This is a genomic window from Bradyrhizobium sp. BRP20, assembly GCF_020194215.1.
Lineage (GTDB): Bacteria > Pseudomonadota > Alphaproteobacteria > Rhizobiales > Xanthobacteraceae > Bradyrhizobium > Bradyrhizobium yuanmingense.
This window is the reverse complement of record NZ_JADYVY010000019.1, coordinates 53,403-66,376: the sequence shown is the minus strand read 5'-3', so window position 1 is coordinate 66,376 and position 12,974 is coordinate 53,403. Positions and strand designations below refer to the sequence as shown.

Below are 12,974 nucleotides of genomic sequence, written 5' to 3'. Positions count from 1 at the left end.
CCGAATCGATCGAAAAGCGGCGATCCGGGCCTGGAATGACCGTCATCCCGGCGAGGATGTGCCAATCTGGCGCGGCGCGCGGTCCGCACTCTCGTCCTTCAGCGCCACGCCGGTGATCTCCCGGGCCAGCCCCTCGCGGACCAGCCAGGCGATCTTGAACGCCGCCTCCTCGTGGCTCAACCCGGCGTGGTGGATGTTGGAGACGCAATTGCGCTCGGCATCGGTGCGGCCGGGCCTCGGCGCAAAGGTCAGATAGGCGCCGAGGCTGTCGGGCGCGGACAGGCCGGGCCGCTCGCCGATCAGCATCGCGACCATGCGCGCACCGAGAATGGCGCCGATCTCGTCGCCGAGCGCGACGCGCGCGCCCGAGGCGACGACGACATGGCGAACCGCGACAGCATCCCCCTGTGCAAGCGATTGCAACAGGCGCCTTACCACGATCGCCGCATGGCTATGGACCGCCGCCGCGGACAGGCCGTCTCCGATCACGACCGCGAGCTGGCACGGCGCCGAGATGCTTCGTGCCAGACGCTGAGCCGAGCCGGGGTCGAGCTGTCGTCCCAGATCCGGCCGCCGCAGATAGTCGCCGCGATCCACCGCCCGGCTCCTGACCTCGGTCACCGCAACACCGAGTGCGTCGAGATCGGCGATGAGACGCGGCGTGTCGAAGGCCGCATGCACAGCATCGCGCGCGCGGGCATGGTCCAGCGTGAAATCGAGCAACGCTCTCGTCGGCAGGCTCGCGCCGCTGCGCCCCAGCGCGACGCGCGCAGGCGTAAACGAGCGCAAATCGAGGGTCGGACGGCGCGGCAGGGCCGGGTCAGACATGTGGCATCATTCGGCGGGCACGGCGGCCTCGCGCAGCCGGATCGAATAGTTCGAGGCGTTCTGCTTGCCGCTGGAGGCCGCGCGCGCAAAGGTGATGAGATGGTGCGCGACCAGCGTGCAGCCGATCAGGCCTTCGATGTCGCCGCGCTTGATGCGGCCCAGCGCGAACTTCCAGAACACGCGCCTATAGTCGCCGAGCACGCCGACCTTCCAGAAGATGTTGCGCAGTATGACGAGGCCGCGCCGGATGCTGCGCCAGGTCTTCATCTCGTCCGGCACCGGTACCTTGAGCCGGTTCACATAGACGTGGTCGCATTGGTGCTGATAGCGCGCGTAGACCTTGTCGGGCGCGTAAGCGACTGCCATGGCGTGCTTCCAGGACGCGACGACCTCGTCATAGGGCAGCAGGAAGTCGATGTTGGAATCGCGGCCATCGTCCTCGACCAGCCGCCCCTCGCGCTCAAGCCGGTCCCATAGCGGCGTCTTCGGCAGCGCCTGCAGCAGATTGATGGTGAGCAGCGGAATCCGGGACTCCTCGACGAAGGCGAGCAGCGCCTCCGAGGTGTTCGGCTTGTCGGTGTCGAGCCCCATGATGATGCCCGAGACCACCTCCATGCCATAGGAGTTAATGGTGCGCACGCCCTCCAGGATCGGGACCATCATGTTGTGGTCCTTCTGCATCGCCTTCAACGCGTCGGGATCCGGCGTCTCGATGCCGCAGAAGATGGTGATGAAATAGGCCTCGCGCATCTTCTCGAGGATCTCGGGGCGCTTGGCGATGTTGAGCGTCGCCTCGCAAGCGAGCCGCACCACGTAGCCGGTCCGCTTCTGCCACTCGATCAGGTGCGGCAGCAGGTCCATGGCCGCCTTGCGGTTGCCGATGAAATTGTCGTCGACGAAATAGACCGTGTCGGTCATGCCGCATTCGCGCAGGCGGTCGAGCTCGGCGATGATCTGCTGCGGCGTCTTGATGCGCGGATTGCGGCCGTAAAGGCCGGGGATGTCGCAGAACTCGCACTGGTAGGGACAGCCGCTGGAATATTGGATGCTGCCGAGGAAGTACTTCTTCACGTCGGCGAGCTCGTAGGCCGGGATCGGAAACTCCGTCATCGGCACGCGGTCCTTGGTCGTGAGCACGACTTGGCTCTCCGGACGCGAGGTGTCGCGCGACAGGATCTCGATCAGCTGGTTGGTGGCGTCGCCGAGCTCGCCGACATGCAGATAATCGAAGGACGGGTAATAGTCGGGACAGGCGCTGACGGAAGGCCCGCCGAGCGCGACCGGCAGATCGAACTCATGGGCGCGGCGGCAGATGTCGTTCATCTGCTGGCGCTGGATGTGCATGCCGCTGACGAAGACCGCTTCCGCCCATTCGAACTCCTCCCTCGTCGTGCGGCGCAGGTTCTCGTCGACGAATTTGACCTGCCATTCCTTCGGGAGATAGGCGGAGATCAGCAGCAGGCCCTGCGGCGGCATGAAGGCGCGGACGCCATCGGTCAGGGGATAGGAATGCTCGAACGTGCCGAAGGACGAGGTGTAGCGCGGAAACACGCAGAGAATCCGCCGGGACGTTCCGTTACTTTCAGCTCGCATCAAAGCTCCCCCGCCACACTCAACCGATGGTGCGGAAATTGCCAGCCCGACACATAGCGTAATGCTGTCGCCGGAATTTCTCAATATTGTGGCGTAAGCATAATTCCGAGAGGCGCCGATGGTTTCCCAACCGAGTTGACCTTCCGCCTCATGCGATCAGCCGCGCGGCAAAATCGGGCAGCAGGCCTGCATCGCCGGCAATCCGGAAATCGGCACCTGCAATGCCCGAGCGCGCCAGCCAGTCGTCGAATTCCGGCGCGCGGCGCAGCGCGAAGACGTCCCTGACATAGAGCGCGTCGTGAAAAGACGTCGACTGGTAGTTCAGCATGACGTCGTCGGCACCGGGAACACCCATGATGAAGGTGACGCCGGCGGCGGCGAGCAGCGTCAGGAGATTGTCCATGTCGTCCTGATCTGCCTCGGCGTGGTTGGTGTAGCAGATGTCGACCCCGAGCGGCAGGCCGAGCAGCTTGCCACAGAAATGATCCTCCAGCCCCGCGCGGATGATTTCCTTGCCGTCATAGAGATATTCCGGGCCGATGAAGCCGACCACGCTGTTGACCAGCAGCGGAGCGAAGGCGCGGGCGACCGCATAGGCGCGCGCCTCGCAGGTCTGCTGGTCGACGCCGTGATGGGCGCCCGCTGACAGCGCCGAGCCCTGGCCGGTCTCGAAATACATCAGGTTCCGCCCGACCGTGCCGCGCGACTGCGACAGCCCGGCCTCTTGCGCCTCCTTCAACAGTGCGAGGTCGATGCCGAAGCTGCGGTTGGCGGCCTCGGTGCCCGCGACCGACTGGAAGACGAGGTCGACCGGCACGCCCTGCCCGATCAGCGACAGCGTCGTCGTGACATGGGTCAGGACGCAGCCTTGCGTCGGGATCTGCAGCCGCTCGATGATCTCGTCGAGCAGCCGCAGCAATTGCGCGATGACGGCGGGGTCATCGCTGGCGGGATTGATGCCGATGCAGGCATCGCCCGCCCCCAGCAGGATGCCGTCGAGGATTGAGGCGGTGATGCCCCTTGCATCGTCGAAGGGATGGTTCGGCTGCAGGCGTGTGCTCATCCGCCCCCTCAGGCCGATAGTGTTGCGAAAGGCGGTGGTGACCTCGCATTTCCGCGCCGCCAGGATCAGATCCTGGTTGCGCATCAGCTTCGACACCGCGGCCGCCATCTCCGGCGTGATGCCGGGCGCCAGCTTGCGCAGGATCTCGGGCGTTGCGGCGTCCGACAGCAGCCAGTCGCGGAAGGCGCCGACCGTCAGCGATGCCACCGGCGCGAACGCCTTGACGTCATGGCTGTCGATGACGAGGCGGGTGACCTCGTCGGCCTCGTAGGGAACGACGGCTTCCTGCAGGAACTGGCCGAGCGGCACATCGGCGAGCGCCATCCGCGCGGCGATCATCTGCTCGGAGCTGGCAGCGGCAATGCCGGCCAGCCGGTCGCCGGAGCGCGGGGGTGTCGCCTTGGCGAGCAGGTCGCGCAGGTCAGGGAAGCTGTAGGTCGTGGCGTCGATGCTGTGGCGGTAGACCAAGGGTCTCTCCGGGGTTGCTCGGCCAACGGCCGACTCCAAGACTATCCCAAAAGACTATCCTGAAACTAAACCTTCGGATCAAGACGCTGAAATGACTTGCCTTTCCTTCGACCAAGGACGGAGGCGGCCAGGCCGCGCGTTAACGAGGCGTCCATCTTCGTTCTGCATAGTTTTGCAACAATTTGCCTGACCCCGTTCACCGGCCGGTCAGGCCAATCCGGGCTCCTTGAACATCATGACATCCGACCGATCTGGGAATGCCGCAAAGCCGGCAGGCCGCTTCACGCTTGCCAGCAAGCTCTATGCGATCTTCGCGCTGTTCGCGCTGCTCACGGCAGCGATCGCGATCTTGTCCGACTACAACAGCCGCCGCAGCGCGGACCTCGCAGTCGCGATTGAGACGGCCAATGCCGCCGCGCTGAACGTCGAGCGGGTCAACTCCCTCGTCTATGCGGTGGTGATGGAATCGCGCGGCATCTACATGTCGACCGAGCCGGCCGTGGTGAAGAAATACGGCGACGGCCTGCTCAAGTTCAACGCCCAGATCCTCGACGTCGTGAAGCGCTGGGAGACCATCGTCAAGGCCGACGATGCCGAGCAGTTCGCGACCTTCAAGAAGCGCATCGAGCAGTTCGTCGAGTTCCGCAAGGAGCTGGTGCGGCGCGGCGTCGAGATCAACGCGGCAGCGGGCCGCGAATGGGGCGACAACGACGCCAACCGCAGCGTCCGCTCGGCGCTGAACAAGGACCTCGAGGCGCTGTCCAAGGTCTATGCCGAGCGCGGCAGGCAGATCGCGCAGCAGACCGAGATCGCCCGCACATTGTCGTTCATCCTCACCTGCCTCGGCGGCGTGGCGCTGGCCCTCGTCGTCGCTGGCATCGTCATCATTGCCCGCTCGATCGCCCGGCCGCTCGCCGCGATCACCGCCACCATCAAGCAGGTCGCCGACGGCGCCGACGATGTCGTGGTGCCGCACTCCGACCGCGCCGACGAGATCGGCGCGCTGGCCCGCGCCATCCAGGTGTTCCAGGACTCGATGGGGCGCAACCGCAACCTCGCCTCGCAAGTGTCGCAAGACGCCGCCGCGCGCGAGGAGCGCGCCCGTCACGTCGAGCGGTCCGTCGAGCAATTTCGCGAGGCGATCGGCGCGATCATGCGCGGCCTCAGCGACAACGCCTCCGTCATGCGCGAGACGGCGCAGACCATCACGCGGGTCACTGCGGATGCGAGCAGCCGCGCCGGCACCGCGGCGAATGCCACCGAGCAGGCCTCGCACAACGTCACCGCGGTGGCGGGCGCGGCCGAGGAGCTTTCGGCCTCGGTGGTGGAGATCGGCCGCCAGGTGCGGCAGAGCGCCGGCGCGGTCGAGCAGACCGGCCAGCGCACCGAGAAGTCGATCTCCGAGATCGAGAGCCTCGCTGCAGCCACGCAACGCATCGACGGCGTGCTCAACCTGATCCAGGCGATCGCCGAGCAGACCAACCTGCTCGCGCTGAACGCCACCATCGAGGCGGCGCGCGCCGGCGATGCCGGCCGCGGCTTTGCCGTCGTCGCCCACGAGGTGAAGGCGCTCGCGGGCCAGACCGCCAAGGCCACGGCCGAGATCAGCGAGAACGTCGCGATGATCCAGGCCTCGACGCGGAACGCCGTCGACGCCGTGCGCGAGATCGGCGGGGCGGTGCGCGAGATCAACGAGGTCACGTCCGCGATTGCTGGCGCCGTCAGTCAGCAGGACCAGGCCACGCGCGAAATCTCCTCCAACGCGCAAAGCGCTGCCCAAGGCAACGAGACGCTGGTGGCGAACATCACCTCGCTGCGCGATGCCATCGGCGAGACCGATACCGCGGCGGCTTCGGTGTTCACCGCCGCCAGCAGCCTGACCGAGACGGCGCAGACGCTGTCGCGGGAGGTGGAGACGTTCTTCCAGAACCTGCGCGCGGGGTCGGCGGACGGTCGCATCGCCAAGGCGGGGTGACGGGGCGGCAAAGCCCACGCCGGCGCGTGCCGGGCAAAAGTGCGAAAACAACCCCATGCACAGTAGCCGGCGTCAGCAAAACCAATGGGTTGACGGCCGGCCGCCGCGGCCTGCGATTTTCCGAATCAAATTTGATCCGTCGGGCAAAACACAGCATAATGTCATCGCGGCGATTGTCCCCGCCCGCGCCTGAACAAGCTCCCCTCGCACCGTCAGCAGCGTCTTGATCGCCCGGCGCTGGTCCATTGCCTCGCAGCCTTTCGGCGACCCGGTCGAGAGCCAGCGTGAGATCAAGCACCTTGTCGGGCTGATGCGCCCATTGAGTACCCTGTCCATCAGACGGCGCACCGTGCGGGCCTCAGCATGTGGCGCTGAGCGAAGAACGAGGCCTCGCCTTCGAATGTCACGGCATTGAGTGCGAAGAGCGAGCCGTCGTGCTGAGCGGAACCTCACTCATCAAGCACGGCATGTCTCGAGGATGCGATCGAGCTGCTTCAGTCGTCTTGCAAAAGCGACAGAGCTCCAAATCAATCCGGCGCTTGCCAAAGCGATGTAAAGCCCGATCTGCCACGGGATCAACCGGACTTCGGCCGCTCCAATAATTGCACCGAGCACGACACTGACGACAATGCGCAGGGCAAGCATCACGAGTTCCATCTGGAGCGTACCGCACCAAAGATAGAAATCGCACGGACGAAGACGGAACAGCCCGGCATCCACGGCCATGAGGCGGCGCGCGTCATTCCGTACGGTATTGTGGATATCGGGGAGATATTTGTCGTTGATCGGCGCGGGACCGAAAAGTTTCTTGACCCGTGGATTCGATCTGCTGACCGGGCTCCGGGGCTCGCTGAGATCGGACATCACCATCAACGCGGTGAACGCGTAATGATCGGCTTCGATCTCCGCTTCCAGCCGCATTCCCTGCTGCCTGAAACTGCGCAGCCAGGGATCGGCAAAGGCAACCAGCATCGTTTTTGCAAAGCTGCTCAAGGGGAAGAACAGGCTGAGGATTGCGAGCGTGGCAGGCATCTCCGCTCCCTGAAAGCGGGCCAATCTGCTTTTTATGTCGCGATATTCGCTCTGCACCGATGCGAGCCAGGTTCCGTGATCTTCGAGACGTATGTTGTAGAAGATATGCGCGGTCGCGTTCCTGAGATTTCGCGGGCCGATATGACCCATTTCATGCAGGAGCGCGAACAGCCGCCCCGGATTGATCTCTTGCGGTTCGAACGGGACGAGAATGAACGAGTGCAGCGGCCAATACTGAATCGTCGAGAAACCGTTGTGACCGGGCACACGCAGGATGCGATAGCTCCCACGTACGAAAATGCCGGCCCGCTCGACCGGCACGGGTGTGTGCCAGCCGAGGCTCCAGGTAGTCCTCCGGTGAGAACTCCTTCACCGCGCCTTGTCGCTTGATCAACTCGCCGAGATGCCCGAGATTGCGCGCGATTCGAAATCGGTTGACGCTCGCTATGCTGGCCGCGGTAAAGAAAAGAGCGATGAGGGCAGTGAAAAGAGCCGTCGCGAGATCGCAGTGAAGGAGCGACGGCAGGAGTATGAGGAGAATGCCGCAGTCGGCGACGACCCGAAGAAAGGTGATGCCGAACGACCGGGCGGGATAGGCGTAGCCGACTTTCCCGGCCATCATGCTCAGTCATCCGACGTCTTTTCCGACATCCGCCCGGCAACAAGCTCGGCCGCCTGTCGCAGCCGGTCGTGCGGCTCTAGCTGACCGTACTTCTTCACGAAGGCATCGGCGATCTCGTCGGCGGTCGGCGCCGCTTTCTTCTCGCCTTTGGCGAAATCGTAGAGGATCTTCGCAACCGTGAAGAGATTGGCGATGATCGGGGCCCATTCATGAACGAGCTTGAATAGCTCCGTCAGATCATAGGACGCGCTGAACTCGTTCTTGTCGTATTCTAACGTCCACGGCTGCATCTTTGCGCCCCGTTCGAATCTCCTGCCCATATCAGGAAACGCGAGAGGCTCGGCACGCGGTTTGAGATAGATCAATCGCTGAAGATGAGCGCGGAGACGGCGGCCACGGTGAACGCGCCGGCTGCGATGGCCACGACACGCAGGACTAGCGCGCTGCTCATGCCCCAAATTACACTCTGACAGGGCGGAAGCCTGTGCAGTTTGTACCAAAACGGCAATTGGGGATATTTACGGGGGATCGAGCTTCCCCGGAACGAGCCGGCTAGGCAAGCCTGTCGGCCATTTCGGCAGGCATTCCACGTTGTAGGATGGCGCGGTCGATCATGCGGGCTGCCATGGCGCACAACCGAATGGGCCGTTACCGCTCCGAACCCGATCGAGCGACCAAGATCCGGACGCGGCCGCCGGCATCCTCGAGCTCGCGGTAACGACTTAGCTCGGCCTGGAGCTCCGGATCGGACCTTGCCCAGGCCAGCCAGTCGAACGGGACCGCGCTCAGCAGCCGGGTATCCACGAGGATCACATCCGGTCGACCGGCGCGCAGGTCCGCGAGCAAGTGCCGCCGCTCGAAATCGATGATGCTGTCCAGTCTTGCGCGCTCGCCTTCAGTTGGCGTCGTCGTCTTCTGAAGCATCATCGCGCCGCCCGCCAACAGCTGCGTGCAGGAGCTGCCCACCCAGGTTCCGTTGACCTCGCGGACGAGCGGATGCCCCAGCGCGACGTGATCGCCGATCGTGATCAGCCGCGGATCCTTTGCGAGGGCTAGGATGCGCTCCTTGAGCGGCGGAGCCCATACTGCATCGCGACTTACCCCATCACCCCGCCGCGCCTGATCAGCTCCTTGCCGACGGCCGCGAGATGCACTTGGTCCGGCCCGTCGCCGATGCGGATGAAGCGGGCATAGACGTAAGCGCGCGCGAGGAACGTGTCCTGCGAGACCCCGGCGGCGCCGTGGATCTGAATGGCGCGGTCGATGACGCGGGCGGCCATGCTCGGGACCACGATCTTGGCCGCGGCGATCAGGTCGCGCGCGGCCTTGTTGCCCTCGCGGTCCATCTTGTCGGCGGCTTGCAAGGTGAGCAGGCGGGCTTGCGCGATCTCGCAGAAGGAGTGCGCGATGTCCTCGCGTACCGAGCCCTGCTCTGCGAGCGGCTTGCCGAAGGCGACGCGCGAGACCGCGCGCTGGCACATCAATTCCAGCGCCCGCTGGGCGCAGCCGATCAGGCGCATGCAGTGGTGAATGCGGCCGGGGCCGAGCCGGCCTTGCGCGATCTCGAAGCCGCGGCCCTCGCCGAGCAGAATGTTCTCGGCGGGGACGCGGACGTTGTCATAGACGATCTCGGGATGGCCGACCGGCGCATCGTCATAGCCGTAGGTGAGCATGTCGCGGAGGATGCGCACCCCACGCGTATTCTTCGGCACCAGGATCATGGATTGCTGGCGATGGCGGTCGGGATGGTCGGGTGCGGTCTTGCCCATCACGATCAGGATCTCGCAATCCTCGTTCATCGCGCCCGAGGTGAACCATTTGCGGCCGTTGATCACGTAGTCGTCGCCGTCACGCCGGATCTCGCACTGGATGTTGGTGGCGTCGCTGGAGGCGACCTGCGGCTCCGTCATCGAGAAGCCGGAGCGGATGCGCCCCTCGAGGAGCGGCTTCAGCCAGCGCTCCTGCTGCGCCTTGGTGCCGTAGTTTGCGAGCACCTCCATGTTGCCGACATCGGGCGCGGAGCAGTTGAAGACCTCGGGCGCCCAGAGGATGCGGCCCATGATCTCCTTCACCGGCGCGTATTCGAGATTGGTCAGACCCGGCCCGTGCTCGCCGGACAGGAACAGGTTCCAGAGCCCCTGCTCGCGCGCCCGCCGCTTCAGATCCTGAAGGATTTGCGGAGTCTTGTAGCGTGAAGCTTCCGGCTTGACCTGCTCGTAGTAGAGCTCCTCGACCGGCTCGACATGGGCCTGCATGAACTGGCGAACGCGGTCCTGGAGCTCCAGCGAACGGGCGGAGTGGTGAAAGTCCATGGTGGTCTCCTGTTCGTAGAAAGCGGAGCGCGCGCCTCGCCCTTCGAGACGACCGCTTCGCGGTCTCCTCAGGGTGAGGCTAAGCAACACCGGCGCTTGTTGATACTGCTGCCGCGCACTCCGCCCTCATCCTGAGGAGCGCGCCCTTGCGCGCGTCTCGAAGGATGCGCCGCAAACGATGCCTGTCGACCGCGATGACTTCTCCGTCCCTCACGTTCCGCGCAACAGCTCGCTCGCGATAACCCAGTCGTTGCCGTCGAACTGGAGCATGTAGCCGTCCTTGATCGGGCGGAAATCCTGCGGCGTGGTGTTGAGGGTGATGCCGGGCATCAGGAGCGACAGCGGCACGTTCTTCAGATTCGCGGCCTGCGCCATGATGTTCTCGCGCGTCAGATTGTCCTTGCACTGCTTCAGCAGCGCCACCAGCGCCTCGGCGACGGTGTAGCCATAGAGGCCGGCGACGTTGTTGATGTCGGCATTGGGCAGGCGCTTCTTCATGAAGTCGATATAGGCCGTCATCGCCGGATCGTCCTTCGGCGCCTCGACGAACGGCTTGAGCGCGCCAAGCGACAGCACGCCCTTGCCGGCCTCCAGGCCAGCGGGCGCCATCACGGTAGCCTTGTTGGCGCAGCCGGAAGCCAGAAAGCGCGTCGGCTGCCAGCCGACCTCGTGCGCCTTGCGGATCGCCTGCGCGCAGGCGCGCGGCGTCACCGAATAGATCATGAAGACGTCGGCCTTGGTATTGGCGAGCGTCAGGACCTGGGAATCGACGGTGGGATCGGCGACCTCGAAGCTCGAGGCCATCGCGATCGCCTTGTCGGCGTCGGCACCGAGCGCCTCCTTGACGCCGCGAAGATATTCCTTGCCGGCGTCGTCGTTCTGGTAGAGCACCGCAAAGCGCGCATTCGGGTTCCTGGCGCGGGCATAGGCGACGTCGATCGCAGCCTCGCTGGTGTAGTTCGGCGCCCAGGGCAGCGCGATCGACCAAGGCATGTTGGCGGGATCGTTCCACTTCGAGGCCGAGCTGATCAGGAAGATCTGCGGCACCTTGTTGCTGTTGAGATATTTTGCGATCGCCGAGCTCGGCGCCGTGCCCATGGTGGCGAAGATGAAGGCGACGCCGTCGCCTTCGACGAGGCGCCGCGCGGCTTCCATGGTCTTGGGCGGCGAGAAGGCATCGTCGAGCGAGATCAGGTTGAGCTTGCGGCCGCCAACGCCGCCCTTCTCGTTGATCTCGTCGAAATAGGCGGAGATCACCCGTCCCGTGATGCTGAGCGGCGATGCCGGGCCGCTATAGGGCATAGTGTTGCCGATCTTGATCTCGGTGTCGCTAACTCCAGGACCGTAGGATTTTTGCGCGGAGACAGGAGCGGACAAGCAGGCGGCAGCCAGCGCTGCGGCCAGGGCCAAAGCGGCTTTCATGGTTTCTCCCCAATGATTGTCGCCGCGGCGAAACGACCGCGCGGCGCGCTGCTTCTTGTCAGCGCGTCAGATCAGCGGAGTTCATCAAGATGGTCTTGCGTCGAGTTGCTGATGGCATCGCCTGAAGCGCGACGAGATTTTGATGAATCGTCATCGTGCGTCAGGTTGTTCTTGACGCATGAGCTTTCCGGAAAACCGCTTCGGCACTTTTCCGGATCATGCTTTAGCCGCGCCGCTTCAAGGCGAAGCCCAAGCTGACCCATCCGGCACCGGCCATGATCAGGTCGATGCCGAGGAACAGGCCGAGGATGTAGACGCTGTTCACCGGCCAGCGCACCAGGATCAGCAGCCCGAGCAGCAGCGTGACGACGGCCGACACCGCCACCCAGCCCCACGGGCTTTCGCGCTTCATGCTGAAGGCGAGAAACAGCCTGACCGCGCCGGAGGCCAGCAGCGAGGCGCCGAGGAACAGCGTGAGCAGAACCGCGGCGAAGAGCGGGTTCGCGAAGGTGAGGAAGCCGGCAACGATGTAGAGCACACCGAGCAAGGCCCAGATCAGGAACTTTCCCCAGCTCTTCATCTGGAATGCGCCGATCACCTCGGTGACGCCGGCGACGATCATCATTGCGCCGACCACGATCACGCTCGCCACCGTTGCCATCACCATGCTGCCGAGCGCGACGAAGCCGGCAATCAGGTAGACGACGCCGAGCGCGACGATCCAGCCCCATTTGGCGTGTAGCGCAGCCATTCCCGAGCCGAGACCGGACGGATGAGACGTATCTGACGCAGTTGTCATGGGCCACTCCTGCATGCGAAGCCCCCGGGCACACGCCATGATAGCACGCACCCGACCGAGACAACACCCAGCAGAGCAGACCTCGCCTGCCGCAACCTTGACGCAAATCAAGATCGAATGCGGCGGGTCAGCGCCGAGCGCAGGTCAATCGTCCGAACTGGCGAGCCCCAGCAGTTCCTGGCGCGTCAGTGCATTGTCGCGGAATACGCCCAGCATGCGGCTGGTGACGAGATCGGTCCCGGGCTTGTGCGCGCCGCGCGTGGTCATGCAGTGATGTGTCGCCTTGATGATGACCCCGACGCCTTCAGGCTTGAGCACATCGTTGATGGTATTGGCGATTTGCGCGGTCATCTTCTCCTGGATCTGGAGCCGTTTTGCGTAGACGTCCACCACGCGTGCGAGCTTGGAGATGCCGACCACGCGCCCTTGCGGAATATAGGCGACCCAGGCGCGGCCGACGATCGGCGCCATGTGGTGCTCGCAATGGCTCTCGAAGCGAACGCCGCGCAGCACGATCATCTCGTCATAGCCTTCGATTTCCTCGAAAGTCTTCTGCAGAATTTCGGTCGGGTCCTGCGCGTACCCCGAAAAATACTCCTCGAAAGCGCGTGCGACGCGATCAGGTGTCTCGCGCAGACCGTCGCGCGCGGGATCATCGCCGGCCCAGCGGATCATGGTCCGGATCGCCTCTTCGACCTCCGCCCTGTCAGGCCGATCGGTCGGCGTCTGCGCCACGGCGACACGTTCCAGCTTGCGCACTTGTGACTTCATCAAGCTTCTCCCCTGCAACGAGCCCGCATATGGAAGCGGGCCCACAGCTTGGACGGCCGCAATCGGAAAAGGTTCCCGAAAGTCGGGGA

Annotated in this window: 11 protein-coding genes; 1 reads left to right on the top strand and 10 read right to left on the bottom strand. The window is 64.5% G+C overall.

The window, feature by feature from the left end:
- Positions 1-42 precede the first annotated feature (42 nt).
- The 3 genes from eutC to I6F33_RS31610 all read right to left on the bottom strand — a co-directional run bounded on the left by eutC (position 43) and on the right by I6F33_RS31610 (position 3,952).
- The gene (gene eutC / locus I6F33_RS31620) at positions 43-828 is read right to left on the bottom strand and encodes an ethanolamine ammonia-lyase subunit EutC (RefSeq protein ID WP_225145154.1); all 786 of its coding nucleotides are present in this window, start codon (positions 826-828) and stop codon (positions 43-45) included.
- Positions 829-834: 6 nt separating this feature from the next.
- Entirely contained in the window at positions 835-2,421 is a 1,587-nt protein-coding gene (locus tag I6F33_RS31615; protein ID WP_225145153.1) for a B12-binding domain-containing radical SAM protein, read from the bottom strand.
- Between the two features lie 148 nt (positions 2,422-2,569).
- A complete protein-coding gene (locus I6F33_RS31610; RefSeq protein WP_225145152.1) occupies positions 2,570-3,952 on the bottom strand; it encodes an ethanolamine ammonia-lyase subunit EutB in 1,383 nt (460 codons plus the stop codon).
- Between the two features lie 235 nt (positions 3,953-4,187).
- Between I6F33_RS31610 and I6F33_RS31605 the strand changes: the two genes are divergently transcribed.
- Positions 4,188-5,927 carry a methyl-accepting chemotaxis protein gene (locus I6F33_RS31605; RefSeq protein WP_225145151.1) on the top strand — a complete coding sequence of 580 codons (1,740 nt, stop codon included), beginning with the start codon at positions 4,188-4,190 and terminating at the stop codon, positions 5,925-5,927.
- Positions 5,928-6,383: 456 nt separating this feature from the next.
- Here I6F33_RS31605 and I6F33_RS31600 read toward each other — a convergent pair whose 3' ends face one another.
- The 7 genes from I6F33_RS31600 to folE all read right to left on the bottom strand — a co-directional run bounded on the left by I6F33_RS31600 (position 6,384) and on the right by folE (position 12,885).
- Positions 6,384-7,280: a hypothetical protein gene (locus I6F33_RS31600; protein WP_225145150.1), complete on the bottom strand. Its 897-nt coding sequence runs from the start codon at positions 7,278-7,280 to the stop codon at positions 6,384-6,386.
- Positions 7,281-7,583: 303 nt separating this feature from the next.
- Entirely contained in the window at positions 7,584-7,871 is a 288-nt protein-coding gene (locus I6F33_RS31595; RefSeq protein WP_225145149.1) for a hypothetical protein, read from the bottom strand.
- A gap of 358 nt (positions 7,872-8,229) precedes the next feature.
- Positions 8,230-8,508: a hypothetical protein gene (locus tag I6F33_RS31590; protein ID WP_225145148.1), complete on the bottom strand. Its 279-nt coding sequence runs from the start codon at positions 8,506-8,508 to the stop codon at positions 8,230-8,232.
- 170 nt (positions 8,509-8,678) lie between these two features.
- Complete coding sequence (locus tag I6F33_RS31585; RefSeq protein ID WP_225145147.1) at positions 8,679-9,893, bottom strand: acyl-CoA dehydrogenase family protein; 1,215 nt, start codon at positions 9,891-9,893, stop codon at positions 8,679-8,681.
- Positions 9,894-10,103: 210 nt separating this feature from the next.
- Positions 10,104-11,315, bottom strand: coding sequence for an ABC transporter substrate-binding protein (locus tag I6F33_RS31580; RefSeq protein WP_036023074.1), 1,212 nt, complete (start codon positions 11,313-11,315; stop codon positions 10,104-10,106).
- A gap of 223 nt (positions 11,316-11,538) precedes the next feature.
- The gene (locus I6F33_RS31575) at positions 11,539-12,114 is read right to left on the bottom strand and encodes an HdeD family acid-resistance protein (protein WP_036006124.1); all 576 of its coding nucleotides are present in this window, start codon (positions 12,112-12,114) and stop codon (positions 11,539-11,541) included.
- 144 nt (positions 12,115-12,258) lie between these two features.
- Positions 12,259-12,885 (bottom strand): GTP cyclohydrolase I FolE, encoded by a 627-nt coding sequence (gene folE, locus I6F33_RS31570; RefSeq protein WP_225134050.1) that lies wholly within the window; start codon positions 12,883-12,885, stop codon positions 12,259-12,261.
- Positions 12,886-12,974 lie beyond the last annotated feature (89 nt).